This is a genomic window from Acidimicrobiales bacterium (genome assembly GCA_040219085.1).
In the GTDB taxonomy this organism is placed as follows: Bacteria; Actinomycetota; Acidimicrobiia; order Acidimicrobiales; family JAVJTC01; genus JAVJTC01.
This window is the reverse complement of record JAVJTC010000007.1, coordinates 19,748-45,094: the sequence shown is the minus strand read 5'-3', so window position 1 is coordinate 45,094 and position 25,347 is coordinate 19,748. Positions and strand designations below refer to the sequence as shown.

The following is a 25,347-nucleotide window of genomic DNA, read 5'->3' as shown; positions in this document are numbered from 1 at the left end:
TCCGGTGCATCTGCGGGGCTCCCAGGTACCAGTTCATGGTCAGTCGAGGCTCGTGAGGAAGGCGATCAGGTTGGTGATGTCGTCGGGCGTCAGGTTGGTGAACGCCGGCATGCCGCGCCCGTCCTGCCAACGGTTGGCCTTCTCGGCGGGAGCGTTGCGCAACCACGCCGTGAGCTGGCCGACGTCGACGTCGCCCTCGGCCGCCACGTCGAGGTAGTCGCTCCCCTCGGCCCGGTCCACGTAGAGGTCGAAGATCGATCCCGCGTAGGTGGTCCGGCTGGCGAAGTGGGTGAGGTTCGGCGCCGCGCCCGAGAGCAGTGCCGGGCTGATCTGGTTGGGCCCGTCGTAGATGTCCCAGTCGTCGATCTCGCCGTCGAGGTTCGTGTCGGTCAGTCCGGTGATGACGTGGCACTGGGCGCAGTTGGCCTGGTAGATCTGCCAACCGGCGTCCTCGGGTGTTCCGACTTCGGGGACGGTGGCGGGCAGGATCTGGTTCTCCGCCCACGCGTCCCAGTCCTCGGGGGAGAGGGCGATGGTGAACATGCGCATGTACGCGTGCGAGAGTCCACAGAACTCGGTGCAGACGCCCTTGTAGCGGCCCGGGTCGTCGGCCTCGATCGTCCAGGGCGAGGTCCCCAGGGGGAGCGCGTCGCGCTTGCCGTTGAGCTGGGGGATCCACCACGAGTGGATGACGTCGCGGCTGGTGACCACCAGCGGAACCTGCTGGCCGGCGGGGATGACGAGCTCGTTCGCGTTGACGAAGTCCGGCGGCGTGTCGGTATCGCCGTCGAGGTGGTACTGGTACTCCCACCACCACTGCTGGCCGACGATGGTCACCCGCAGGTCCCCTTCGTCCGCGCTGACGTCGTTCAGTTTGAAGATCCCGATGAGCGTGAACACGGCGACGACCGAGAGGATCACCGTGGGAATCACCGTCCAGCCGATCTCCAGCGTGGTGTTGCCATGGACCTGCTCGGGGAACTCGTCGTCGCCGTAGAGGCCCGTCGGGTCGGCATCGGTGCCGTTGGCCAGGGCAGCGGCCTCGGCGTCCTTGGCGGAGACCCGGTTGCGCCAGGCCGTGAACAGGATCGCACCGGAGACCAGAATCAGGACGATGATCGCGATGCCGAACACGGGCAGGATCACGCTGTTGATATCGCGGGCTGCCGGACCCTGATCATCGAAGGTGTCGAGGGGCTTGTTGCCGCAGGCCGTGGCCAGAAGGGCGACGGTCGCCACGAGGGCAGCGGTCCGGCCGATGGGACGTCGACGGGGAGGCACATCCGCAGTGTGGACCTCGTCAACCCGGTGCGCCAAGTCGGCAGACGCCGCGCGATGACGCGAGGACGCGTTGCTCACGACTCGTCCTCCACGGTGCCGACGAGATCGGCCACCCCGACGGCCGCCGCATCCTCTTCGATCTCCTCGGAATGCTCCTCGTCGTGGTGCTCTTCGATGTCGCGGATGCCCACGACTGCGCCGACGATGCCGCCGACGACAGAGGCCACGACGATGAGGGCCACCGCACCGCCGATGATCGGCCGGCTGAGCTTGGGCATCGCCGCCAGCGCTATGGCACCGACGAAGACGACCGTCGCGACACCCGTCAGGACCCACACGGCTGCGGCCTTGCTCACGGCGAGCATGACCTGCGATCCGCCCAGCACGACGACGGCGATCGCAGCGGCCCCCAGCACCGGGACCTCGATCGGACGGGCCACGCGGCCCCGAATCTCGGCGTTGGTGGCGGGGTCGCCGGTGGCCCGGTCGGCCCAGGTGGACAGGATCAACTCCAGGGCGACCACGCCCAGCAGGATCACACCGATGACGAAGATGGCCGCGTGGGTGACGAGACCGATGATCGTGACACCGACGGCGAGAGCGCCGATCAGGGGCCAGGCGTCCGGGCGGGTGGGGGCCTGGGCCGGAGGTACGCCGTCGGTCTGCATGACCTCGGCGACGGCGTCGGGGTCCGCGTCACGGCAGTAGGCGAGGACCAGCGCGACGACACCGCCGGAGATGGCGAGGAGCCAGAGGATGACGTAGCCCGTGTGATCGCCGACGCCGCCCTGCCAACCGAGGCTGATGGCGCCCTTCCACGCCTGGCGGTCGACCACGCCGAGGTAGTTCCCCGCCGTCGTGTCACCGCTCGCGACGCCGTAGATGATGGCGGCGACCACGGCGATCGCCGTGAAGCCGAAGAAGAGTTTGAATCCGTGAGTCAACATGGCAGCTACTTGGTTATGAAGATCGCCACCCAGACGATCATGTAGACGAAGACCATCACGTACCAGTACAGCGACGCCGCGGCCATGCCGTCGACGTGGGACCGGAGGTCTCCACCGGCCAGGGCCCGGAACGACATGGTCGCGAGCAGGGTGAGTGCGACCACGAGGATCAACAGGAACGTGCCTGTCACGGCGTAGATGAGAACCGGAGCGGTGCTGACGCCACCTGCGTCGATCTCGAGTCCGAGTTGCTTGTAGAGGAACACGAACTGGTTGATCACGGCCACGCCGAACAGGGCCGTCACCGAGGTTGCGATGAGCGTGTGGGGTCGGTCGTCGCGTGCTGCGGAGTACACGGCCCACTGCATCGTCACCACCGACAACAGCAGCGTCCAGGCGATGACCGACGGAGCGGTGAGCTCCACCGTCACCGACGACGGGATCCAGCTGCCTCCGGGATTGTCACGCAGGAAGTCGGCCCGCTCGGAGAGGTAGACCCCCAGCATCCCCGCGAAGAACATGATGGTGGCGCCCGAACCGAGCGCAGTGGCGACGAGCAGCGTCCGTCGACGGGGCAGAATCGGGGCGAGGAATCGACCCGGCGGCGGAGCGGTCGTGCCCGGGTCCATCGTGGCGGTGGCCATCAGGCGTCCTCCCCGTCGGTCGCGTCCCCGGCGGGCGGATCGAGAAGCGGCGCCTCGCTCCGTACCACCGGAGCCGCTGCGAAGTTGCCCGGCGGCGGCGGGTTGGTGGTGGACCACTCGAGAGTGACACCACCGAGGTCGTCGGCATCGTCGCCGTCGCCCGCTCCGGGCACGGCGATGGCACCGAGTACGTCGAGAGCGACCAGGGCGAGTCCGGCGAACACCACGAAGGCGCCGATCATCGAGATCGCGTTGAGGATCTCGACGCCGTCACGGAAGTCTCCGAGGAGCGGGAATCCCGCCGCGAGCGGATCGGGCTGGTCCATGAACCCGGTGATCACATCGGGCACCACGAGTGCGAGTGTCCCCACGAGGATCAGCAGCGCCGCGAGACCGCCCACGAGCGGGTTGAGGCGGCGGCCGAAGAGTTTGGGTGCCCAGTGGTACAGGCCGGCGACCGCACCGATGAACCCGGCGAGCACGACGACGTTCAGCAGCCCCGACTCGATGGCCGAGCCCCGCAGGTCCTCGAACGGGTCGAGGAAGTCGTCGAGATCGGCCTGCCAACTCTGTGTGTCGGCGCCGAACTCCCGCAGGAAGCCCAGCAGTCCGCCGAGCACCTTCACGACACCGACCGCTACCGCTGCCAGCACGGCGAGGACGGTCGCGACAGCGAACCCGAGTTGGGGCGAGGGGGTGGGCCGGCCGCCCGCGTCACGGGCGAGCGTGGCCCAACCGCCGAGGAGAACGAGCACCGGCAGAGCGATGGCGACTCCGGCCACGACGTACGGCGGCGTGGTGTCGGCGGTGGGGTTGAAGAACGTCTGCGCGTAGGCGCCGAAGCTGAGCACGCCCACCGCACCGATCGCTCCCTGCATCACGAAGTGCAGCGGCTGGCGGGCCCGGAAGGCCGAGACGAACACCTCACCGATGACGCCCAGCGCCGGGATCAGGTAGGCGAACACCTGCGGCTGGTCGAAGGCCCACTCGACCTGACCCCACAGGTTCTCGCCGTTGCCGTAGAGCGTGGGGCCCTCGCCCCGGATGTCGATCCAGGCGACGCCGAGATTGGCGAGAAGTACCGGCAGCGAGAGCACCCAGAGGCCACCGGCGACCACCATCGACCACGAGAACAGGGGCACCCGGTCCATCGTCATGCCCTCGGCCCGCTGGGTGAACACCGTGGTCACGATGACGGCCGCCGCCAGCAGAAGTGCGATCACCGTGGCGCCGAAGGCCAGCAGCGAGAGTTCGACCGCCTCGGGCTCGCCACCGGGGACGAGGCCCCCGTCGAGTGCCCAGGCGGTGATCAGGGTGCCGAGGCCGACCAGCCACGCCCAGAACGCAGCCGCCGCCGCCCGGGGGAACGCCACCGACGGCGAACCGATCTGCAGCGGAACGAGGTACGTGGCCAGGCCGATGAACAGCGGCACGACGAATCCGAACACGAGCAGAACCCGGTAGAGCGTCGAGAACTGGAGGTAGGCCTCGAGCCCTGCGAAGACGTCGACACCCGCGGTGTCGGTGCGCTCGATGCCGACGAGGGCGCCGAGGACGAGCGTGAATCCCCCGACCAGCAGCGACATGACGATCCAGAGCCGGCCGACGACCTTGTGATCACCCGTCGTGAGGACCGACACGAAGGCGTCGACCGGGTTGCGGGTAGGGGAGACCTCATCGTCCGGCCGTGTGGCCGGGTCGGTGGTCTCAGAGGTGGCGGTGTCGGTGGCAGTCATGCGTTCACGTTCTGTGCGACCACGCGGTCGGCTGCTTCGGAGATGCTACGCGGCGGAGGGCGTCGCCGTGGGACTCCCTCCGGCGGGGGACAGTACACAACGCCACGGGCCGATCCGCAATCCCGGGGCCCGACATCGGTCTCACAGTCCGGATCTCGCGACCTCGTCGACGGCCATCGCCGCGAAGAGGACGACCACGTAGGTGATCGACCAGCCGAACAGGCGCATCGCGTTCGCCTCGGTCGGAGAGCGCAGAACCAGCACGGCGTAGGCCAGGAACACGGCCCCGCTGACCAGCGCCGCCACGAGGTAGCCGATGCCGAGGCCGGCCACGGGACCGAACACGACGGACAGCCCGACGACGATGACGCTGTAGACGACGATGTTGATCCCGACGGCGCGCTCGGGAGCGACCGACGGCAGCATCGGCACCGACGCCGCCGAGTAGTCGTCGCGGTAACGGATGGCGAGCGCCCAGAAATGGGGCGGCGTCCAGAAGAAGATCACGGCGAACAGGACCAGCGGCGCCCAGGACAGATCGTTGGTCACGGCGGCCCACCCGACGAGCACGGGGACCGCCCCGGCCGCTCCCCCGATGACGATGTTCTGCGTGGAGCGGCGCTTCAGCCACAACGTGTACACGAACACGTAGAACGCGGTCGCGCTCACGGCGAGCACCGCGCTGAGGAGGTTGACGAAACCCCACAGCCACAGGAACGAGACGGCCTCGAGGCCGAGGGCGAACACCAGCGCCGCGGTCGGGGTCACCTCGCCCGTGACGAGCGGGCGGTTGCGGGTGCGGTGCATCACGGCGTCGATGTCGCGATCCACCACCATGTTGATGGCGTTGGCGCCGCCGGCGGCGAGCGTGCCGCCGATGACGGTGGCGATCATGAGCCACACCGAGGGGACGCCCTCTTCGGCGACGATCATCGTCGGCACGGTGGTGACGAGCAGCAGCTCGATGATCCGCGGCTTCGTCAGCGCGACATATGCCGCAACCCGTCGGCGGACACCGACGTTCGACTCGACTCCGATGACGGCCTCCACGTCCGTGCAGGGTACGACCGTCGGGGCCGGTTGACCAAAGCACGCGGGCAGGTACCGCGAGAGTTTCGACGATCGTCGCCCCGGTGTGCCCCACCGGAGCGGGCGGCCGTAGGATCGACGTCATGCGCCGGCGCATTTCTCCTGAGCGCTACCGCGCGATCACCGTGGTGGCACTCGTCGCCCTCGCCGTGATCATCGTCACCGGCGCGGCGGTCCGCCTGACCGGTTCGGGACTCGGTTGTTCGGACTGGCCGTCGTGCGAAGAGGACCAGTTCCACGCGGATCTCGAGTACCACGCGCTGATCGAGTTCGTGAACCGGCTCATCACCGGGATCGTGTCGATCGCGGTGATCGCCGCCGTGCTCGGGTCACTCGCCCGTCGGCCACGTCGCCGGGATCTGACGCTGTGGAGCCTCGGACTGGTCGCGGGGGTGCTCGGCCAGATCGTCCTGGGCGGACTCGTCGTGATCTACCACCTGACCCCGTGGCTCGTGATCTCACACTTCCTGTTGTCCATCGTCCTGATCTGGAACGCGGTGGTCCTGCACCACCGGTCGGGGATCCCCGACCATCTCGCCGACGGCGCCCACCGGCCCCGCGACGGGCACGGTCCCGCGCAGGTCCGCCTGGTCCGACTCACGAGCCTGCTCACGCTCGGGGCCGTCGTGACGGGGACGATCGTCACCGGCTCGGGTCCCCACGGGGGCGACGAGGACGTGGAACGGCTCGGGTTCGACGTGCCCGACGTCGCGCGCATCCACGGGTCGACGGTCGTCGCGCTCTGCCTGGTCGCCATCGGCCTCGCCGTCGTGTTGCGCCGTGAGGGCGCCTCGGCCGAACAGATCACGCGGTCGAACACCGTCCTCGCGGTCATCGTCGCCCAGGCTGCGATCGGCTACGTCCAGTACTTCAACGACGTCCCCGTGCTACTCGTCGGCTTCCACGTCGCCGGATCCGTCGCACTGGTGACGGTGGTCCTGCGTCTTCACCTCGCGGTGGCCGGCTTCGACCCCGGTGACGTCGACGGCCCCGACCCCGGTGACGCAGACGGCGACACCGCCGACACGACACCCGCCCCCGCGCTGCGATGAGTCCGGGTCCCTCGCCCAGCACCATCTCCGAGACGGACCTCGACGAAGAGGTCGACGTCGACCGACCGTGGATCGTCATCGTCTGGGACGACCCGATCAACCTCATGGACTACGTGACCTGGGTCTTCCAGAAGCTGTTCGGATACAGCCTGGCCAAGGCTCAGAAGCTCATGATGCAGGTCCACACCGAGGGGCGCGCGGTCGTCTCCGACGGCCCCCGGGAGAAGGCGGAGATGGACGTGCTGCGCCTCCAGGAACACGGCCTGTGGGCGTCCATGGAACGCGAATCGTGAGTCGACGCGACCCCATCTGGTTCACCGCGACGGGCTCGGGCACGGCGCGCCTGGACCTGAGTGACGACGAACGCGCCCTCCTCGGGAACCTCATGGACCAGACCCGGATGATGATCCTCGGTGAGGACCAGCGAGCGTGGCGTCTCTTCCCCGAGACCTACCCGCAGGACCCCGCCATGGAGGCGCGCCACCGTGAGCTCGTGGGCGACGACCTGCGGGACAACCGCCTTGCGGCGATCGAGACCATCACGTCGACCCTCGACGACGACGAGATCGACGCCGACACCCTCGACGAATGGGTCCGGGCCATCAACGCCACGAGACTCGTGATCGGCACCGTCCTGGACGTGGACGCCGACACCGATCCCGACGACTTCGTCGAGGGGAGCCCCGATCACATCCAACTCGCCGTGTACGACTACCTCACCCACATGCTCGCCGAGGGAATCCGCGCGCTCGGCGAACTCGGCGAAGACTGACTCGGCGGGTCCGAGGCCCGGACGCGAAGGAGGCGGCGCCGTGGCGCCGCCTCCCTGCAGTTCGGGTTCAGATGCGAGCGACGCTCAGGCGAGCGCCTCACAGATCGTGTTGGTCAGCAGGGCCGACACGACGTACGGGTCGGCGTTGGCGTTGGGACGCCGATCCTCGATGTAGCCCTTGCCGTCCTTGGCGACCTGCCAGGGGATGCGGATCGAGGCGCCGCGATCCGAGACGCCGTAGCTGAACTGGTCGAAGCGCTGGGTCTCGTGGGCGCCGGTCAGGCGATCCTCGATGCCGACGCCGTAGCCCGTGAGGTGCTCCTCGGGCTTGCCGAAGGCGCCCATGGCCTCGCACGCCTTGGTGATGTTCTCGTAGGGACCCTCGCGCATCGCCTTCGTGGAGAAGTTGGTGTGCATGCCGGCACCGTTCCAGTCGCCCTTCATGGGCTTGGCCTCGATGCTGACCTCCACCCCGTGATCCTCGGCGAGGCGGTAGAGGAGGTACCGGGCGACCCAGAGGTGGTCACCGACCGTGACGGTGTCGACCGGGCCGATCTGGAACTCCCACTGCCCGGGCATGACCTCGGCGTTGGTGCCCGAGATCGCGAGTCCGGCCTCGATGCAGGCCGTGGTGTGGTCCTCGATGAGGTCGCGGCCGTGGATCTTGAGCGCTCCGACACCGCAGTAGTAGGGACCCTGGGGGGCGGGGAAACCGTTGGGCGGGAATCCCGCGGGCCAACCGGTCTCCGGGTTGATGAGCGTGTATTCCTGCTCGAGGCCGAAGATCGGTTCCTGGTCGGCGTACTTCTCGAGGGCCGCGAGCGCTTTGGCACGGGTGTTGGAGGGGTGCGGTGACAGGTCGGCGGTGAGGAGCGTCTCGCACATCACGAGGATGTTGTCCCCACCGCGGATGGGATCGGGACACTGGAAGACCGGCTGCAGGACGACGTCGGAGTTGTCACCCGTCGCCTGGTTGGTGCTGGAGCCGTCGAAGCCCCAGATTCCCGGCTCGTCGCCGTCGGCGAGGATCTTCGTCTTGGAGCGGATCTCGGCGGTCGGCTCGGTGCCGTCGATCCACAGGTACTCAGCGCGGTAGGCCATGTCGTGTCTCTTCTCCTTCGCCCTCAGGGGGCGAACGTGGTGGGCCCGGACAGTTTGGGGGTACGACCGGCAGGCTTCCAAGACCGCGTTTCGCTCTTGTTGCCTGATTGTGAACGACATGTGAACGCTGTTCCGGGTCAGGGTCACCGCCGACGACCGGCGCGTTCAGCTCGCGCGACGGGCCAGTTCGGCAGCCACGCGCTCCACGGTGACCAGAGCCGAAGCCGAGTCTCCCGGGGTCGGAACCTGCGGGAAGACGATGGCCTCGTCGACGCCCGCGGCGCGCATCTCGCTGAGACGGTCGACCACCAGTGCGGCTTCGCCCACGGGAGTCAGGGCTGCGACGACGTCGTCGTCCACCAGCGCTGCCGCGGCCGCCCGATCCTGCGCGGCCCACAGGCGCTGAGCCTCTTCGATCCGGTCGAACACGCCGACGAACGACGGTGCATGGGTGGGTTGCACGGCGTACTGGACGATGAGGCGTCGCATCCGCTCGACGGCCGCCTCGGTGTGGTCACCGGCGTCACAGTTGAGGTAGGCGACGATCTCCACGTCGTCGGGGTCCCGGCCCGCCGCGGCGGCGGCGTCCCGGACGATCCCCACCCTGCGGGCGATCTCCGAGGGTGGGCAGAACGCGAGCACGACGCCGTCGGCGTGGCGGCCGGCCAGGCGGAGCCCGAGCGGGGTCATCGCCCCGAAGAACACCGGCATCGGAGCCGCGTCGGGAACCGTGACCCGGAAGGCGTCGACGTGCACGCGGGGACCGGGGTGGGCGATCCGCTCGCCTGCGACGACGGAGCGCAGGACCTCGGCGTACTCGACCAGGGTCTCGGCGGTGTCGGTGAACGCGCCGCCATGCCAGCGCTCCACGATGAAGCGGCTTCCCACGCCGATGCCCGCGACCACCCGACCCGGGGCCAGTCCGGCGAGGGTGGCGAAGCCCATGCCCGTGAGCGCAGCCGACCGCGTGAACACCGACACGACTCCGGCACCGAGACGCACGCTGTCGGTCGAGACGGCCACGGCGCCGAGCAGCGAGAAGATCTCCGGGCCCGCGATCTCGCCCGTCCACACCGTGGCGAAGCCCGTCTCCTCGGCGCGGACCGCCAGAGCGACCAGGTCGGCGACCCGGAACTCCTCCTGGATCGGAAGGGCGACACCGAAGCCGGGAAACAGTGGGCTCACGGAGGCGAACCCTACGGCGCCGCGCGTCGTCGCTGGTAACCTCTGTGCTCCCGGCCCCCATCGTCCAGCGGCCTAGGACGCCGCCCTTTCAAGGCGGTAACACGGGTTCGAATCCCGTTGGGGGTGCGCCGAACACACGCCAGGGGTGGGCCCGATGCGACGCGACAGACGCAGAGCGATGGCGGCCGTATTCGCCGTCATCATCGTGCTGGCCATGCTGGCGGCGGTGATCGCGCCGCTCATCGCCGCCACCGAGGAACTGATCGACGGCGACGTGGCGATCGAGCCCGTCGACAACGCCCGCTACGTGTCGCTGTTCGACGACGGGCCACTCGCGGGGACCGAGGCTCAGACCGCCGCCCCGACCAGCACCGGCGATCCGACCGCCGACGAGCGGCTCCGGACGATGGCGGTCGGGCGCGACTACGCGGTCGACATCTCCGAGGGAACGGAGCGCTTCGCCCAGTTCGAGTCGACAGCCGCGTTCGCGTGGCTGAGCGCCGACGACTACACCAATGCCCGCCGCTTCGGCTTCGTCCCGTCGTATCCGCCCGGTGTCGCGCAACAGGGCCCCAACCCCGAGGCATGGGAGTACGTCTGGGTCGGCGCCGCAGCTGTCCAGGTCCCCGCAATCGGCTTCACGGGCTGAACCACCGGGGTTTCTGCGCGATTCGCCGAGTTCGAAGATTGGTGTCGGGCGCGCGGTTGGTACAGTGTGACGGCTCTACGGTCCTGTAGTGCAGTCTGGAGTGCACGCCGCCCTGTCAAGGCGGAGGTCGCGGGTTCAAATCCCGTCAGGACCGCCACACCGGTTCCGTACCGGTCCCGGTCGGGTAGCTCAGTTGGCAGAGCGTCCGCCTGAAAAGCGGAAGGTCACCGGATCGACGCCGGTCCCGACCACACATCATCTTCAACGGGTCAGGCTCGCGGGCCTGACCCGTTGCGCGTCCCACTACCCGCGGAAACTCCCGACCCGTTGGCCCTCCTGACCCGGTTGGGAACCGGCCACGGGTATTCGTTGGAACCGGATCCGGACTCCTGTCGTTGACCACGGTGTCGCCGTTCGGGGCGGCTACGTGGACGAAACGTTCGCGTAGGGGAAGTCGACGAATCGGAAGGGATTCGGTCACATGAAGAAATCCATCGCACTGATCATCGCCGCCATAGGCGTCGTCGCATTGTTCGCGACGTCGGTACCCACGGCGGGAGCACTGTTCGGCTCGGGCCCGCGTTACGAGCTGACATTCACCAACCTCACGGAGGGTCAGCCCATGACCCCACCGGTGTTCGCTGTCGACGACGAACCGCTCGACCTGTTCGGGCTCTATCAGTTCGCGTCGCCGGGGCTCCGCGAGATCGCCGAGAACGGCAACCTCGCCCCGCTCGCGGGCTACCTCGCCGCGGACCGCGGCCTCGAGGACTCCGGAATCGCATCCGGTGTCGGCGCCGACGGCGAGGGTCCGGTCTTCCCGGGCGAGAGCCGTACCGCTTCGTTCCATGCCGACGGCTTCTTCGGCCGTGAGTTCTCGGCCGTTGCGATGGTCGTGTGCACCAACGACGGCTTCACCGGGATCGACAACATCCCGCTGCCCATCCTGAAGAACCGCCCGGTCACCGTCTACGCCATGGCCTACGACGCCGGGACCGAGGTCAACACCGAGGATCTCGACGACCTCGTGCCGCCGTGCTCGGGCGGCGAGACCGGCACCGGAATGTCCAACAGCGCTCTGGCCGAGAACGGTCGCATCACGATGCATCCGGGTATCAGTGGTTCGGCGGACCTTTCTCCGGATGTCTGGGGCTTCGATTTCCCCGTCGCCATGTTCACGCTGACCCGCGTCTCCTGAGTTGTTCCCGACCTGATGGTCGTCGACGCCCGACCCGTCATGGGTCGGGCGTCGACGGTTTCTATGAGCTCGGTCCTTTCCGGTCCAATTGGCGAGTTGCATCTTCGGGCAAACGGCGATTTGATGGTCACAATGAACGCAGCAAAGTCGAAGCGGGGCCCGTCCTCGCTCACCCCGGAACACAAGGCAGCAATGGCCCAGGGGCGCGCCGAAGGGCGTGCCGTACGGTCCTATCTCGAGGCTCTGGAGGCGCACAAGCCCCGCCGTGGACGCCGCCGCACGCCCGAATCGATCAACAAACGGCTCGCGAAGATCGCCGAGGAGATCGACAATGCGGACCAGCTGACAAAGCTCAACCTGATTCAGGAACGGATGGATCTGACCGAGGAACTCGAGGCGAGCGAGAACAAGCCGGATCTCTCCGAGCTCGAGGCCGGGTTCATCTCCGCCGCCGCCAACTACAGCGAACGCAAGGGCATCACGTACGCCGCGTGGCGGGAGCTGGGCGTGCCGGCTGCGACGTTGCGGGACGCCGGAATCCGCCGGGGAAGCTGACCGGTCGGCAGCACGCCGATCACAAGATGGCGGTCGGCCTATAGCTCGCGATCTCCGGGGCGGCCGCCACCAGTCCGGCCACCCGGTCGGTGACCGACCGGACCTGCTCACGCGCTCGACCGGTCTGATCGCCCGCGTCGGCGATGGTCGCCGCGGTCGCCTCGACGTCCAGGGGGAACCGTGGGTCTGCGCCGAGCCGTTGCGCGAGCGCCGCCGAAGACCCACCCCGGCGGACGTCGTCGAGGGTCGCCCGGGCCGCCGAACCGACCAGCTCGTGGGCCTCTTCACGGCCGAGTCCCGCCACAGTCGCAGCCAGCATCAAGCGTGACGTCGCGAGGAACGGCAACATCTTGTCGAGCTCCGCGGCGATCGCCGCTTCGACCGGCGCCATGTCCGAGGCGACGACGAGGGCCGTCTCGAAGAGTCCGTCTGCGGCGAGGAACGCCCCGGGCAGCGCCACGCGCCGCACGACCGAGCACGACACGTCACCCTCGTTCCACTGGTCGCCGACGAGACCGGCGGTCATCGCCTCGAATCCCCGCAGCACGGTGAGCAGACCACCGATGCGTTCGGAGGACCGGGCGTTCATCTTGTGCGGCATCGCCGAGGACCCCACCTGGCCCGCGCCGAATCCCTCGCCGGCCAGATCGTGACCCGCCATCAGTCGCAGCGTCCGGGCGAAGTCCGCCGGACCGGCGGCCATCTGGACGAGCGCTCCCACCACCTCGTGATCCAGCGAACGCGGGTAGACCTGCCCGGGTGCGTCGAGGGTGTCCACGAAGCCGAGTTCGGCGGCCACCCGGGCCTCGAGTTCGATGGCTCGGGCGGCGTCACCGTCGAACAGCGTCACGAGGTCGAGTTGGGTCCCGACGGCTCCCTTGAGACCGCGCAGCCTGCACCGACCGCGCCAGGACACGAGGCGTTCGCGGGCCACCAGCAGTTCCTCGAGGGCCATGGCGATGCGCCGACCGAAGGTCGTCACCTGTGCGGCCACGTTGTGGGTGCGCGCAGCGAGGTTCAAGTCGGCGTACTCGGTCGCCCGGGCGGCGAGGACCGAGGCGAGCGCCACGGATCGGCCCAACACGAGGTCCACCGAATCACGTATCTGGACCTGTTCGATGTTTTCGGTGAGATCCCGCGACGTCATGCCGCGGTGGATGACCTGGTGGCCGGCGAGGTCGCAGAACTCCTCGATGCGTGCCTTGACGTCGTGACGCAGAACGCGCTCGCGCTCCATGATCGAGTCCAGGTCCACCTCGTCGACGACGGCCTCGTAGGCCTCGATCGCGCCGTCGGGTACCGCCAGGCCGAGGTCCGCCTGGGCGCGCAGCACGGCGATCCAGAGGCGGCGCTCCGCAACCACCTTCCCCCGCGGCGACCAGATGGCCGTCATCTCCGGCGACGCGTAGCGCGCCGCCAGGACATCGGGGACCACGGCGGCCCGGTCCCCGTTCAGCTCCATTCGAGGTACTGGCTCCGGCCCGGGCCGACACCGACGAGGGTGATCGGCACCCCGGACGCCTCCTGCACGAGCGAAAGGTAGTCCCGGGCCGCGGCTGGGAGGTCGCCGGGCTCACGCACGTCGGACAGCGACGTCTTCCACCCCGGCAGTTCCTCGTACACGGGCTCGGCCCCGTGGATGTCTGACTGGTGGTACGGCAGGGCCGAGACCTCTCTTCCGCCGACCCGGTAGGCGACGCACACCTTCAACGTGTCCAGATCGTCGAGAACGTCCAGCTTGGTGATGGCGATGTCGGACAGGGAATTCACCCGCGCGGCATGGCGGATCATGACGGTGTCCAGCCAGCCGCACCGGCGCCGGCGCTTCGTGTTGGTCCCGTACTCGTGACCCACGTCGACGAGGTGGTCGGCGACGGCGTCGTGCAACTCCGTGGGGAACGGACCGAATCCGACCCTCGTCGTGTACGCCTTCGTGACCCCCATCACCCGGTCGATGAGACGGGGGCCGACGCCCGCACCTGTGCACGCACCGCCGGCGACGGGATTCGACGACGTCACGTAGGGGTAGGTGCCGTGGTCGAGATCCAGGAAGGTCGCCTGTGCACCCTCGAGCAGCACGTTCTCGTTCGCCTCGAGCGCATCGTGGACGAGCCCGACGGTGTCGGCTATGTGCGGTGCCAGCCGCGGCAGACACTCACCGAGATAGGTCTCTACGATCGCCTCCGGCTCGTACCCGAGGCGGTTGTAGACCTTCGCGAGCAGAGGGTTCTTCTCGTGGAGGACGACATCGAGCTTCTCCCGGAAGATCTTCTCGTCCAACATGTCCTGGACCCGCAGGCCGATCCGGGAAGCCTTGTCCGCGTAGGCGGGACCGATCCCGCGCTTGGTCGTGCCGAGCTTGTTCTTGCCGAGGTGCCGCTCGGTGACGACGTCGAGATCCTGGTGGTACGGGAAGATCAGGTGGGCGCTCCCGGAGACCTTCAGCTTGGAGCAGTCGATTCCCCGCTCGGTCAGACCGTCGATCTCGGCGATGAGGACCCGGGGGTCGACCACCACGCCGTTGCCGATGACGGGCGTGATGTGGCCATAGAGGACGCCGCTCGGGATCAGCTGCAGTGCGAAGCGCTCCTCACCGACGACGATGGTGTGACCGGCGTTGTGGCCTCCCTGATAGCGGACCACATAGGCCATCTCGCCTGACAACAGGTCGGTGAACTTGCCTTTGCCCTCGTCCCCCCACTGGGTTCCGACGACCACGGTCGCGGGCACGGCTGACTCCCCTCCGAAGTGTTGGTACGGGCGAAGCCTAGTGGCCCCGGCGGTCACGAGCCCCAAGGGATCCGGTGGCCGACGCGAGCGCTGCAGCGACAGGAAAACGACGATGCCCCCGTGCCGGGTGAACCGACACCGGGGGCATCACCTGAACTCGCCCGCTGGCACGCATCGCCGTCCAGCCTCGCCGTTCCGTGGGTGCGTCTCGTCTGTATTGTCCACAGCGCACGCCGTCGTCACAAGGAAACGGCCGTCAATTCCTCAGGATTGGGTACAGGCGGGGCCCCGGAGGCTCAGCGGCTGGACCGACGGCGTCGCCAGACCACGATCTCCTGGCCGACCGGCACCAGGTCGGTCGGCGACGTGGGCGGGCGGGAAGAGCCCGGAGTGCCCGCGGCGCGCAGGCGGGCCCGCAGGTCCGTCACCTCCGCCTCGAGTTCCAGAACGCGCTTCACACCCGCGAGGTTGAGTCCCTCCTCGGTGAGCTCGGTTATCCGTCGGACCCGCTCGATGTCGCTCTCGCTGTAGCGGCGGCTCATCCCGTCGGTGCGCGCGGGCTCCACCAGACCACGCCGTTCATAGACGCGCAGGGTCTGGGGGTGGACCCCGGTCAGCTCCGCAGCGACCGATATCACGTAGACAGCGCGGTCGGCGGTGCCTGGCCTCTCGTCTCGTGCGTCCACCGGCTCAGCTCCTCTCGAGATGGTCACGGGGGGACTCGTCGATGGTCTCGGCGAAAGCCTCGAGGGCCTTCCGCTGACGGGAGTTCAGCTTCTGGGGGACCGCGACGGTGACCGTCACGAGCAGGTCTCCGCGGCGCCCATCGGTCTCGACGCCACGTCCCCGCACCCGCAGGACCCTCCCCGACTGGGTACCCGGTGGGATCTTCACCGACACGGTTCCTCCGTCGAACGTCGGCACCGCGACCGTGGCGCCGAGTGCCGCCTCGCTGAACGTGACCGGCAGCGTGACAGTGAGGTTCGCGCCGTCGCGACCGAACAGCTCGTGGTCGGCCACCCGCACCACGACGTAGAGATCGCCGGCCGGTCCGCCGCCGGTGCCGGGTCCACCCTTCCCGCGTAGGCGGATCCGCTGACCGTCGGTGACCCCTGGAGGGATACGCACCTTGATGCGGCGCGGTTCGCCCCCACGCGCGTCGCCGAGTGCGACGGTCGTGGTCACGCCGCGGACGGCCTCGTCGAAGTCGAGACTTATCTGGGCCTGTTGATCGCGGCCCGGACGGGCGCCGCCACGGCTACGGCCACCGGCGCCACCGAAGACGCTGCCGAGGAGGTCCCCGAGGTCGCCACCCTCGAAGTTGAAGTCGAAACCGCCGGCGCCACCGGGACCCGGCCTGAAGCCGCCGGCGCCACCGGGGCCCGGCCCGAAGCCACCGGCCGCAGGTCCCATCTTGCGGACCTGGTCGTAGGCCTTGCGCCGCTCCGCGTCGTGGAGGACGTCATAGGCACCCGACACCTCCTTGAAGCGTTCTTCGGCGGCGGGATCGTCGGGGTTGCGGTCGGGGTGCAGCTTGCGGGCGAGGTCACGGTAGGCGCGGGTGATGTCGGCGGCCGAGGCGCTCTCGGGCACGCCGAGGACGCCGTAGTAGTCCGTCTCGAGCCACTCGCGTTTGACCTCGGTCATCGACTCCTAGCCTTCCACGCGCACCATCGCCGGGCGGACGACCCGACCCTTCCAGGCGAAGCCGGCGCGCAACACCTCGGCGACCACGGGCGCACCGTCGGCGTCGGATTCACCCGCACTGTGAACGACCGCCTCGTGGCGCTCCGGGTCGAAGCTCTCGCCCGGTTCGGCGATGCGCTCCAACCCGTCGCCTGCGAGAACGGTCTCGAGCAGGGACGCCACCGGTTGCACGGCCTCGGTCCCCTGCGCGAGCGCGGCGTCGCACGCGTCGAGCACCGGAAGCAGCTTCTCCACCAGACCGGCGGCGGCACGTTCGATCATCTCACCGCGCTGCTCGTCGGTACGGCGGCGGTGATTGGCGAACTCCGCCTTGAGCCGCTGGACCGCCTCGAGGTACTGGTCCCGGTCGGCTTCGAGCGCGTCGTAGTCCGCCCGGCTGACGGGGCCGGCGTCGTGGTGTTCGGCAGGGGGGAGGTCCTCCACGAGCTCTTCGGGTGCGGGCTCGTGGGGTTCCTCACCGGGGATGGTCCCCGGGTGCGGGTCGGTATGGGCCGGGTCGGTCACGACGACGCCTCTTCGTCGTGACCGTCCTCGTCCTCGTCCTCGTCCTCGACGATTTCGGCATCGACGATGTCGTCTTCGCCGTCGGCGGCCGTCTCGGAGTCCGCACCGGCCTGGCCGGCCTGCTCGTAGAGACGCTGACCGAGCTGCTGGCTCGAGGCCATCAGCGACTCCGTGGCGTCACGCAGTGTCTCGAGGTCCTCGCCTTCGAGGGCCGTCTTGACCGCCGCGATCTTGTCGTTGACCTCGGTCTTCTCCTCCTCGGAGAGACCGTCGCCCTGGTCACGGATGAGCTTCTCGGTCTGATAGACGAGCCCGTCGGCCTGGTTTCGGGCCTCGGCCAGCTCACGGCGGCGGTGGTCCTCGTCGGCATGGGCCTCGGCATCACGGACCATCTGGTCGATCTGGTCCTTGGACAGCGACGACTGACCGGTGATGGTGATGGACTGCTCGTTGCCGGTGGCCTTGTCCCGGGCGCCGACGTGCACGATGCCGTTGGCGTCGATATCGAAGGTGACCTCGATCTGGGGGACACCCTGGGGAGCCGGCGGGAGGTCCACCAGCTGGAACTTGCCGAGCGTCTTGTTGAACTGGGCCATGTCCCGTTCACCCTGGAGCACGTGGATCTCCACCGACGGCTGGGAGTCCGACGCCGTGGTGAAGGTCTCGGTCCGCTTGGTCGGGATGGTCGTGTTGCGCTCGATGAGCTTCGTCATGATGCCGCCCTTGGTCTCGATGCCGAGAGACAGCGGGGTCACGTCGAGGAGCAGGACGTCTTTGACCTCGCCCTTGAGCACTCCGGCCTGGATGGAGGCGCCGACCGCCACGACCTCGTCGGGGTTGACACCCTTGTGGGGGTCCTTGCCGGTCATCTCACGGACCAGGTCGGTCACGGCGGGCATCCGGGTGGAACCGCCAACGAGAATGACGTGGTCCAGCCCACCGTCCTTCAAGCCGGCGTCGTTGATCGCCGCCTCGAAGGGCTTGCGACAGCGGTCGAGGAGGTCCCGGGTCATCTCCTGGAACTTCGAACGGCTGAGTCGGTAGTCCAGGTGCAGCGGACCCGAGTCGGTGGCCGTGATGAACGGGAGGTTGATGTGGGCCTCCTGCTGGCCCGACAGTTCGATCTTGGCCTTCTCCGCTGACTCCTTGAGGCGCTGGAGGGCCATGTTGTCCTGGCCCAGGTCCACGCCGTGGTCGTCCTTGAAGGACGTGACGAGCCAGTCGATGACCGCCTGGTCCCAGTCGTCACCACCGAGGCTCGTGTCGCCGGAGGTGGACTTGACCTCGAACACACCGTCGCCGATCTCGAGAACCGACACGTCGAACGTGCCGCCGCCGAGGTCGAACACGAGGATGGTCTGATCCTCGCCGTCCTTGTCGAGGCCGTAGGCGAGAGCGGCCGCAGTCGGCTCGTTGATGATGCGCAGGACCTCGAGGCCCGCCACCTGACCGGCCTCCTTGGTGGCGGTGCGCTGGGCGTCGTCGAAGTACGCGGGCACCGTGACGACGGCCTGGGTGACCTCGTCGCCGAGGTACTCCTCGGCGTCGCGCTTGAGCTTCTGGAGGACGCGCGCCGAGATCTCCTGGGCGTTGTACGCCTTGCCGTCGATGTCGATGGACCAGTTGGTGCCCATGTGCCGCTTCACCGAGCGGATCGTGCGATCCGGGTTGGTGATGGCCTGCCGCTTGGCGACCTCACCGACGAGGACCTCGCCGTTCTTCGCGAACGCGACCACCGACGGGGTGGTGCGCGAACCCTCGGTGTTGGCGATCACCACGGGATCGCCACCTTCGAGAACGCTGACGACCGAGTTGGTCGTCCCGAGATCGATGCCGACAGCCTTGGCCATGTGCCTTCTTCTCCTTGTGCGTGCGGAGCGATCCCGCCTCTCTGCTCGGCGGATCGCGGTCGCTGGGGGTCGTGTCGAAGGCTAGCCACGGGCTCGGGCCGGTCCTCCGCTTCGTAGTCATACCAACGAAGCAAACCTGAGTGCTATTCCCTCAACTCCTCTGTCGCCGCGGGAAACGCCTGGCCGTCGCGGGCGGCGCAGTACTCTCGCGCCATGGCAACACTCGTCCTGCTCCGCCACGGCCAGAGCACGTGGAACCTCCAGAACCTCTTCACCGGCTGGTACGACTGTCCCCTGTCGGACAAGGGTCGCACCGAGGCGGCCGAAGCGGGCCGCCTGATGGCCGCCGAGGGGCTCGAACCCGGCGTGCTCCACACCTCCCTGCTCACCAGGGCGATCCGTACCGCGGACCGTGCCCTGTCGGAGATGGGACGCTCCTGGCTGCCGGTACACCGCCACTGGCGCCTCAACGAGCGCCACTACGGCGACCTCACCGGACTCGACAAGGCCGAGACCACCCGCCGCTACGGCGAGGACCAGGTCCATGTGTGGCGGCGCAGCTACGACACACCGCCGCCGCCCATCACCGCCGACAACCCCCACAACCCCAACGACGATGTGCGCTACGCGACTCTCGCTCCCGAACAGGTCCCCGCTGCGGAGTGCCTCGCCGATGTGGTCGAGCGGATGTTGCCGTACTGGTACGACGCGATCGTCCCCGACCTCTACGCCGGCCGAACCCCGCTCGTCGTGGCCCACGGCAACAGCCTCCGGGCGCTGGTCAAGCACCTCGACGGGATCGCCGACGACGAGATCGCGGACCTGAACATCCCGACAGGCGTGCCACTCGTCTACGAGATCGGGGACGACATGCGCCCCGCCACGGAGATGGCGATCACGCAGCGGTACCTGGGCGACCCCGACGAGATCGCCGCGGCCGCGGCGGCCGTCGCCAACCAGGCGAAGGGCTGACCCGGGTCCGGACCCCCTCCCTCGACGCGGGTGGGGCGCCGCCCGAAGGCGACGCCCCACACCATCAGTTCAGCTGTGCATCGAATCCGGAACCTAGACGGCTTCGGAACCCATCTCGCCGGTGCGGATCCGCACTGCGCGGTCCACGGAGGTGACCCAGATCTTTCCGTCGCCGATCTTCCCTGAACGGGCAGCGTCGGAGATGGTCTGGACCACCAGGTCGGCCTGATCGCTCTCCGCGAGGATCTCGATCTTGGCCTTCGGCATGAAGTCCACGGTGTACTCGGCACCACGGTAGGTCTCGGTGTGACCGCCCTGGCGGCCGTATCCCTTGACCTCGGTGACCGTCATGCCCTGGATTCCCTGCTCTCGCAGCGCGTCCTTCACGGTCTCCACATTGTGGGGTCTGATGATCGCTGTGATCATGTGCAACATCTCGTCCTCCTAGAGCCGCAGCTTGGTGTTGGGGGCGGTCTCCGGGATGCCGTGGCTGCCCACGGTGACCGTGTCGTTGTTGTAGCCCGGCGAGCCGTGCTCCATGACGTCGAGACCCTGCATCTCCTCTTCCGGGGTGACCCGCAGGAGGTTGAGCTTCTTCAGCGTGAAGAAGACGATGCCGGCTGCGACCACCACGAAGGCGAACACGATCAGCGCACCGAAGAGCTGCACGAGCAGCTGCTCGATACCGCCACCATAGAAGAGGCCGGCCTCGGCCCGTCCCAGGAAGCCGTCGTCGTAGACCGCGAACAGACCGACGGCGAGGGTTCCCCACACGCCGCAGATGCCGTGCACGGAGATGGCGCCGACGGGATCGTCGATGCCGATCCGGTCGATGAACAGGACGGCGAACACCACGATCGCGCCACCGATGAGACCGGTGACGAAGGCTCCCATGGTGTTCATCGCCGCGGTACCGGCGGTGATGGACACCAGGCCCGCGAGCACGCCGTTGCCGGCCATGCCGACTTCCATACGTCCGGTCTTCAACCACACGACCGCACCGGCCGAGAGGCCACCGGCGGCTGCCGCGAGCAGCGTGGTCACACCGGCACGGGCGACGACCTCGTCCATGCCCAGCTGAGAGCCGGGGTTGAACCCGAACCAGCCGAACCAGAGGATGAACACACCGATGATGGTGTAGGCCATGTTGTGGCCCGGAATCGCCCGCGGGTTGCCGTTCTCGTCGTACTTCCCGATACGTGGACCGAGGAAGTAGGCGCCCATGAGCGCCGCCCAGCCACCGGTCGAGTGCACGATCGTGGAGCCGGCGAAGTCACTGAAGACGGCGTCGCCGACCTCCATCTTGGCGATCAGACCACCGCCCCAGAACCAGTGGACGACGACGGGGTAGATGAACGCCGTCATCAGCGCGGAGAAGATCAGGTAGCCGCTGAACTTCGTGCGCTCGGCCATGGCTCCCGACGCGATCGTCACGGCGGTGGCGGCGAACACGACCTGGAAGAAGAAGTCGGTCCAGATCGACAGGCCACCGTCGATACCGATCGGGGCTCCCGAGAGGAAGAAACCGTCGGTGCCGATGATGTTGCCCGAGTCCGCGCCGTACGCGAAACCGAATCCCACCGCCCAGAAGGCGATGACACCGATCGACATGTCAGCGAGGTTCTTCGCCATGATGTTGGCGACGTTCTTCGCCCTGGTCATGCCGGCCTCGACGAGGCCGAAACCGGCCTGCATCAAGAACACCATGATCCCTGCGATGAACACCCACATGTTGTCGATGATCGGTTGTAGGTCTGTTCCGTCTTCCTGAGCGGCCGCGGGGACCGTCAGGAGGAACATCGTGACAATCGATGCGGTGGCACCGATCGCAAGCTTGCGTCTCACGAGCCCTTCCCTCCTTGGTATGCGAACTCTGACGTCGACCTGACGCTAGGTATGGCGTGTTTCGCTCCGATTCGCCGCCCGTTACGAAGGTACGTCCGCTATCTGACGGAAATCTGACAGATCAGGCCGCGGACTCGAGCAGGTAGCCCCGGGACCGGATGGTTCGAATCGCCAGCTCCACGGTGGCGAGGCGCTTGCGCAGCCGGGCCATGTGCACATCGAGGGCATTGCGACCCGGACTCCCCTCGGGCCAGGCCGCCGCGGCGAGCACGTCACGGCCCACGCAGGCGCCGTAGCGGTCGATCATCGCACCGACGAGGCGCGCCTCGACCGGGGGAACCGCAACCCAGTCGTCGCCGAACCGGACGACACCGTCCTCGTCGATGTGAGGGGTGTCGAAGGCGGCGAAACGTTGGCGCAGACCTTCGACCCGGGCCCGCACGTCCACCTCGGGCGCGGGCATCCGCACCCAGTCCTCGAGGGAATGGTCGATCGCCGGGGGCTCCGCGTCGGGCGCGACGAGAAGGAGACGGGCGACTCCACGGTTGCGGAGTCGGTGCCGCCTCGCCTCGTCCCCTGGCCAGTGCACGAGAGCGACATCCACGGCCTCAGAAGGTAGGACGACCGTTTTTCGCGAGTGTTTCCGGATCGTGAACTCGTTCGGACCCCACGCGGTACGCCGTGCACATCCTCCGCCCGGGCTGCGCCCCGGCCGGGCGTCAGCGGTTGTCGCCGGCGCGTTCCTACAAGCAAGGCGCCGCGATTCCGCCGACGGCGCCCGCGGCAACTAGCCTCGCCAACGCCATGACCACAGAGAACTCCGGACGAGCGGTCAAGCCCCGCCACGTCGTCATCGCCTTCGGCGTCGCCGTCGCCGCGTTCACCGCGGCCTCGGGGATCGTCTCCACCGCCCTCGGATTCGAAAGCGACTCCGACATCACGCGCAAGGTCTTCGGGAACATCCCGAGTCCGCTCAAAGCCGCGTTCTACACGGTGATCCCCGTGTTGATCGTCGTCGGCGCCGTGCTGTTCGCGAACCGCGTCGCCAACTGGGAACGCGGCGCGCCCGACAACCGGTCCACCACGCCACGCAACGTGAAGCGCCGCCTGGCCGACTTCCGCGCCGGCGTGTACATGCAGACGCTCATGCGTGAGCCCGTCGCCGGGATCATGCACTCGATGATCTACTTCGGGTTCCTCGTCCTGCTCGCCGTGACGACGACCCTCGAGATCGACCACCAGCTACCCGACTCAGCCAAGTTCCTCCACGGTCGCGTGTACCAGGGCTACTCCGCTGTCGGCGACATCGCCGGGGCGATCTTCCTGATCGGTGTGCTCTGGGCGATCGGCCGGCGCTACGGACCCCGCCCCATGCGGCCGTACCGCATCCGCATCAAGTCCAAGCCCGAACACGCCGTCATCCTCGGCACGTTCCTTCTGATCGGCGTCACCGGCTTCGGTGCCGAGGTCTTCCGCATCGCCGAGAACGGCACGCCGGACTTCGAGAAGTGGTCGGTCATCGGCTACCCGCTCGCCACCACCGTCGACGGCCTCGACAACCTGGCTGGTTGGCACCAGGCCTGGTGGATCGCCCACGTCGTCTCGTTCATCGTCTTCCTGTTGATCCTGCCCGTCACCATGCTGCGGCACATGTTCACCTCGCCCCTGAACATGTATCTGCGGGACCGTGAGCGCCCCAAGGGTGCGATGCGGCCTATGGGCAACCTGATGGAGACCGAACTCGAATCGTTCGGCGCGGTCGCCATCGAGGACTTCACCTGGAAGCAACTGCTCGACACGGACTCGTGCACGATGTGTGGCCGGTGCACCGCCGTGTGTCCTGCACACGCCACCGGCAAGTCCCTCGACCCCCGCGAGATCGTCCTCAAGACCGGCGAGGTCATGGCCGCCACCGGCACCCCTCCGACGTCGCCGCCGCTCGGCACCGACCCGGAGATCACGATCGGCGCGAACAACGTGTTCGAGCGGATCACCTCCGAGGAGGTGTGGGCGTGCACGTCGTGCAAGGCATGTGACGAGGCCTGCCCGGTCAACATCGAGATCCTCGACAAGATCCTCGACATGCGCCGCTACCTCTCGCTCATGGAGAGCGACTTCCCCACCGAGTTGGGCGCCGCCTACCGCTCGATGGAGAACTCGGGGAACCCGTGGGGGATGTCCCAGGGCGAACGGGCGGACTGGGTCGGCGACCTCGAGGGCATCCGCGTCCTCGACGGCGGCGACCCCTTCGACGCCGAGTACCTCTACTGGGTGGGCTGCGCCGGCAGCTTCGACGACAAGAACCGCAAGGTCTCCACGGCCATGGCCAAGCTGATGCAGCGCGCCGGCGTGGACTTCGCCATCCTCGGCCCCGCCGAGATGTGCACCGGCGATCCCGCCCGACGCTCCGGTAACGAGTACATCTTCCAGATGCTGGCGATGCAGAACGTCGAGACGCTCAACACGATGGGCGTCCGCAAGATCGTCACCCAGTGCCCGCACTGCTTCAACACCCTCGCCAACGAGTACCCGCAGCTCGGTGGCCACTACGAAGTGGTCCACCACAGCCAGTTCCTCGAGGGGCTCGTCGCCGACGGGCGCCTGGACATGACCGAAGCCCGCCTCGACGAGCGCCTCGTCTACCACGACTCGTGCTACCTGGGTCGCCACAACGACGTCTACCTCGCGCCCCGCAAGGTCGTCGGCTCCATCGGTGGGCTCGAGATCGTCGAAGCCGGCCGCAACGGGACCGAGGGGATGTGTTGCGGCGCCGGCGGCGCACGCATGTGGATGGAGGAGCACGTCGGCAAGGCGGTCAACGTCGAACGCTCCCAGGAACTGCTCGCAACCGGTGCGTCGCGCATCGCCACGGCCTGCCCGTTCTGCTACGTGATGATCGACGACGGCGTGAAGGGTGAGGGCGTCGAGGACGACCAGGTCAAGGTCGCCGACATCGCCATGCACCTCCTCGAGGCGATCGAGGAGGGCGAGAAGGCCGCCGACGAGGAACGTCTCGTGCCGGCCGCCAGCCGGGTGCGGCCCGAGGCCGAACTGGAGGGGCCCCTCGGCTTCGGCATGCGCCAGGCGTCACCGGTCGCAACCCTCGAACCCGACCCCGTCGCCCCACTGCCCGACACCGCCGTCCCCGCGCCCTCCAACGGCCAGGACGAGCCGGACCATGAGGGGTCGCCGCCGACCGACGTGTCCCTCGGCGGCGACGAGCCGGACACCTCCGCCGGCGAGGCCGCCGGTGCGCCCGAGGAAGCCGAGGCCGCCCCCGCTGCTGCGCCGGTACACCACGACGACCTGAGCCGCATCAAGGGCACCGACCCGATCGTCCTCAAGGCCCTCGCCGGTACGGGTATCACGTCGTTCGAACAGATCGCGTCGATGGACGAGGCCGCCGTCATCGAACTCGAGAAGACCCTCGGCGTGCCCGGGCGGATCCGGAAGTGGAACTGGGTCATCCAGGCCCGCGAACTCGCTGACGACACCGACGAGGACTGAGCCCGGGCCGGTCGCGTCGCCCT

The 25,347-nt window shown here is 68.2% G+C and carries 24 protein-coding genes and 3 tRNA genes; 11 read left to right on the top strand and 16 right to left on the bottom strand.

Going from position 1 to position 25,347, the window contains the following annotated elements; all coding sequences use genetic code 11:
- Positions 1-39: 39 nt before the first annotated feature.
- The 5 genes from coxB to RIE08_02815 all read right to left on the bottom strand — a co-directional run bounded on the left by coxB (position 40) and on the right by RIE08_02815 (position 5,658).
- Positions 40-1,239, bottom strand: a complete 1,200-nt coding sequence (coxB, locus tag RIE08_02835) for a cytochrome c oxidase subunit II (GenBank protein MEQ8716520.1) — start codon at positions 1,237-1,239, stop codon at positions 40-42.
- Between the two features lie 116 nt (positions 1,240-1,355).
- Positions 1,356-2,228, bottom strand: coding sequence for a hypothetical protein (locus RIE08_02830; protein ID MEQ8716519.1), 873 nt, complete (start codon positions 2,226-2,228; stop codon positions 1,356-1,358).
- Positions 2,229-2,233: 5 nt separating this feature from the next.
- Complete coding sequence (locus RIE08_02825) at positions 2,234-2,872, bottom strand: cytochrome c oxidase subunit 3 (GenBank protein ID MEQ8716518.1); 639 nt, start codon at positions 2,870-2,872, stop codon at positions 2,234-2,236.
- Complete coding sequence (locus tag RIE08_02820) at positions 2,872-4,608, bottom strand: cbb3-type cytochrome c oxidase subunit I (protein ID MEQ8716517.1); 1,737 nt, start codon at positions 4,606-4,608, stop codon at positions 2,872-2,874. The genes RIE08_02825 and RIE08_02820 overlap by 1 nt, the downstream gene beginning before the upstream one ends.
- 141 nt (positions 4,609-4,749) lie before the next feature.
- Positions 4,750-5,658, bottom strand: coding sequence for a heme o synthase (locus RIE08_02815; GenBank protein MEQ8716516.1), 909 nt, complete (start codon positions 5,656-5,658; stop codon positions 4,750-4,752).
- Between the two features lie 122 nt (positions 5,659-5,780).
- On the opposite strand from RIE08_02815, the gene RIE08_02810 reads away from it, so the two are divergent.
- Genes RIE08_02810 through RIE08_02800 form a run of 3 tightly spaced genes read left to right on the top strand, consistent with a single transcriptional unit; the run spans position 5,781 to position 7,521 of the window.
- Positions 5,781-6,749 (top strand): COX15/CtaA family protein, encoded by a 969-nt coding sequence (locus RIE08_02810; protein ID MEQ8716515.1) that lies wholly within the window; start codon positions 5,781-5,783, stop codon positions 6,747-6,749.
- Positions 6,746-7,042, top strand: a complete 297-nt coding sequence (gene clpS / locus RIE08_02805) for an ATP-dependent Clp protease adapter ClpS (protein ID MEQ8716514.1) — start codon at positions 6,746-6,748, stop codon at positions 7,040-7,042. The genes RIE08_02810 and clpS overlap by 4 nt, the downstream gene beginning before the upstream one ends.
- Positions 7,039-7,521: a DUF2017 family protein gene (locus tag RIE08_02800; protein ID MEQ8716513.1), complete on the top strand. Its 483-nt coding sequence runs from the start codon at positions 7,039-7,041 to the stop codon at positions 7,519-7,521. Before clpS ends, RIE08_02800 begins: the two co-directional genes overlap by 4 nt.
- Before the next feature lie 84 nt (positions 7,522-7,605).
- Here RIE08_02800 and glnII read toward each other — a convergent pair whose 3' ends face one another.
- The gene (glnII, locus tag RIE08_02795; protein MEQ8716512.1) at positions 7,606-8,622 is read right to left on the bottom strand and encodes a glutamine synthetase GlnII; all 1,017 of its coding nucleotides are present in this window, start codon (positions 8,620-8,622) and stop codon (positions 7,606-7,608) included.
- Between the two features lie 165 nt (positions 8,623-8,787).
- Positions 8,788-9,807 carry an LLM class flavin-dependent oxidoreductase gene (locus RIE08_02790; GenBank protein ID MEQ8716511.1) on the bottom strand — a complete coding sequence of 340 codons (1,020 nt, stop codon included), beginning with the start codon at positions 9,805-9,807 and terminating at the stop codon, positions 8,788-8,790.
- A 53-nt stretch (positions 9,808-9,860) separates the two neighbouring features.
- Between RIE08_02790 and RIE08_02785 the strand changes: the two genes are divergently transcribed.
- The 6 genes from RIE08_02785 (at position 9,861) to RIE08_02760 (ending at position 12,209) form a co-directional block, all read left to right on the top strand.
- Positions 9,861-9,933, top strand: a tRNA-Glu gene (locus tag RIE08_02785).
- A 28-nt stretch (positions 9,934-9,961) separates the two neighbouring features.
- Positions 9,962-10,456 carry a hypothetical protein gene (locus RIE08_02780; protein MEQ8716510.1) on the top strand — a complete coding sequence of 165 codons (495 nt, stop codon included), beginning with the start codon at positions 9,962-9,964 and terminating at the stop codon, positions 10,454-10,456.
- A 79-nt stretch (positions 10,457-10,535) separates the two neighbouring features.
- Positions 10,536-10,613: transfer RNA gene (locus RIE08_02775), tRNA-Asp, on the top strand.
- A gap of 21 nt (positions 10,614-10,634) precedes the next feature.
- A tRNA-Phe gene (locus tag RIE08_02770) sits at positions 10,635-10,707 on the top strand.
- A gap of 230 nt (positions 10,708-10,937) precedes the next feature.
- Positions 10,938-11,654, top strand: coding sequence for a spondin domain-containing protein (locus RIE08_02765; GenBank protein MEQ8716509.1), 717 nt, complete (start codon positions 10,938-10,940; stop codon positions 11,652-11,654).
- 132 nt (positions 11,655-11,786) lie between these two features.
- Entirely contained in the window at positions 11,787-12,209 is a 423-nt protein-coding gene (locus RIE08_02760; GenBank protein ID MEQ8716508.1) for a hypothetical protein, read from the top strand.
- Positions 12,210-12,228: 19 nt separating this feature from the next.
- On the opposite strand, the gene purB is transcribed toward RIE08_02760, so the two are convergent.
- From purB to dnaK, 6 genes are all read right to left on the bottom strand, one after another.
- Positions 12,229-13,671, bottom strand: coding sequence for an adenylosuccinate lyase (gene purB / locus RIE08_02755; protein ID MEQ8716507.1), 1,443 nt, complete (start codon positions 13,669-13,671; stop codon positions 12,229-12,231).
- Positions 13,662-14,939: an adenylosuccinate synthase gene (locus tag RIE08_02750; GenBank protein ID MEQ8716506.1), complete on the bottom strand. Its 1,278-nt coding sequence runs from the start codon at positions 14,937-14,939 to the stop codon at positions 13,662-13,664. Before RIE08_02750 ends, purB begins: the two co-directional genes overlap by 10 nt.
- Positions 14,940-15,235: 296 nt before the next feature.
- Entirely contained in the window at positions 15,236-15,625 is a 390-nt protein-coding gene (locus RIE08_02745) for a helix-turn-helix transcriptional regulator (GenBank protein MEQ8716505.1), read from the bottom strand.
- A gap of 4 nt (positions 15,626-15,629) precedes the next feature.
- The gene (locus tag RIE08_02740; protein ID MEQ8716504.1) at positions 15,630-16,586 is read right to left on the bottom strand and encodes a DnaJ C-terminal domain-containing protein; all 957 of its coding nucleotides are present in this window, start codon (positions 16,584-16,586) and stop codon (positions 15,630-15,632) included.
- A gap of 6 nt (positions 16,587-16,592) precedes the next feature.
- Complete coding sequence (locus RIE08_02735; protein MEQ8716503.1) at positions 16,593-17,150, bottom strand: nucleotide exchange factor GrpE; 558 nt, start codon at positions 17,148-17,150, stop codon at positions 16,593-16,595.
- The gene (gene dnaK / locus RIE08_02730; protein ID MEQ8716502.1) at positions 17,147-19,000 is read right to left on the bottom strand and encodes a molecular chaperone DnaK; all 1,854 of its coding nucleotides are present in this window, start codon (positions 18,998-19,000) and stop codon (positions 17,147-17,149) included. The genes RIE08_02735 and dnaK overlap by 4 nt, the downstream gene beginning before the upstream one ends.
- Before the next feature lie 213 nt (positions 19,001-19,213).
- Between dnaK and gpmA the strand changes: the two genes are divergently transcribed.
- Positions 19,214-19,972: a 2,3-diphosphoglycerate-dependent phosphoglycerate mutase gene (gene gpmA / locus RIE08_02725; protein ID MEQ8716501.1), complete on the top strand. Its 759-nt coding sequence runs from the start codon at positions 19,214-19,216 to the stop codon at positions 19,970-19,972.
- 93 nt (positions 19,973-20,065) lie between these two features.
- Here the strand turns inward: gpmA and RIE08_02720 are convergent, their stop codons facing one another.
- From RIE08_02720 to RIE08_02710, 3 genes are all read right to left on the bottom strand, one after another.
- Complete coding sequence (locus RIE08_02720) at positions 20,066-20,404, bottom strand: P-II family nitrogen regulator (GenBank protein ID MEQ8716500.1); 339 nt, start codon at positions 20,402-20,404, stop codon at positions 20,066-20,068.
- 12 nt (positions 20,405-20,416) lie between these two features.
- A complete protein-coding gene (locus RIE08_02715; protein ID MEQ8716499.1) occupies positions 20,417-21,817 on the bottom strand; it encodes an ammonium transporter in 1,401 nt (466 codons plus the stop codon).
- A 121-nt stretch (positions 21,818-21,938) separates the two neighbouring features.
- On the bottom strand, positions 21,939-22,421 hold the full coding sequence (locus tag RIE08_02710) for a winged helix-turn-helix domain-containing protein (protein ID MEQ8716498.1): 483 nt from the start codon (positions 22,419-22,421) through the stop codon (positions 21,939-21,941).
- A 200-nt stretch (positions 22,422-22,621) separates the two neighbouring features.
- Between RIE08_02710 and RIE08_02705 the strand changes: the two genes are divergently transcribed.
- Positions 22,622-25,324 carry a heterodisulfide reductase-related iron-sulfur binding cluster gene (locus tag RIE08_02705; GenBank protein ID MEQ8716497.1) on the top strand — a complete coding sequence of 901 codons (2,703 nt, stop codon included), beginning with the start codon at positions 22,622-22,624 and terminating at the stop codon, positions 25,322-25,324.
- Positions 25,325-25,347 lie beyond the last annotated feature (23 nt).

Bases quoted from the DNA above. Each gene is read 5' to 3' on its own strand.
- RIE08_02830 (MEQ8716519.1), bottom strand. From the start codon at position 2,228: ATGTTGACTCACGGATTCAAACTCTTCTTCGGCTTCACGGCGATCGCC.
- RIE08_02825 (MEQ8716518.1), bottom strand. From the start codon at position 2,872: ATGGCCACCGCCACGATGGACCCGGGCACGACCGCTCCGCCGCCGGGT.
- RIE08_02820 (MEQ8716517.1), bottom strand. From the start codon at position 4,608: ATGACTGCCACCGACACCGCCACCTCTGAGACCACCGACCCGGCCACA.
- RIE08_02810 (MEQ8716515.1), top strand. From the start codon at position 5,781: ATGCGCCGGCGCATTTCTCCTGAGCGCTACCGCGCGATCACCGTGGTG.
- clpS (MEQ8716514.1), top strand. From the start codon at position 6,746: ATGAGTCCGGGTCCCTCGCCCAGCACCATCTCCGAGACGGACCTCGAC.
- glnII (MEQ8716512.1), bottom strand. From the start codon at position 8,622: ATGGCCTACCGCGCTGAGTACCTGTGGATCGACGGCACCGAGCCGACC.
- RIE08_02780 (MEQ8716510.1), top strand. From the start codon at position 9,962: ATGCGACGCGACAGACGCAGAGCGATGGCGGCCGTATTCGCCGTCATC.
- RIE08_02765 (MEQ8716509.1), top strand. From the start codon at position 10,938: ATGAAGAAATCCATCGCACTGATCATCGCCGCCATAGGCGTCGTCGCA.
- RIE08_02760 (MEQ8716508.1), top strand. From the start codon at position 11,787: ATGAACGCAGCAAAGTCGAAGCGGGGCCCGTCCTCGCTCACCCCGGAA.
- purB (MEQ8716507.1), bottom strand. From the start codon at position 13,671: ATGGAGCTGAACGGGGACCGGGCCGCCGTGGTCCCCGATGTCCTGGCG.
- RIE08_02740 (MEQ8716504.1), bottom strand. From the start codon at position 16,586: ATGACCGAGGTCAAACGCGAGTGGCTCGAGACGGACTACTACGGCGTC.
- dnaK (MEQ8716502.1), bottom strand. From the start codon at position 19,000: ATGGCCAAGGCTGTCGGCATCGATCTCGGGACGACCAACTCGGTCGTC.
- gpmA (MEQ8716501.1), top strand. From the start codon at position 19,214: ATGGCAACACTCGTCCTGCTCCGCCACGGCCAGAGCACGTGGAACCTC.
- RIE08_02705 (MEQ8716497.1), top strand. From the start codon at position 22,622: ATGACCACAGAGAACTCCGGACGAGCGGTCAAGCCCCGCCACGTCGTC.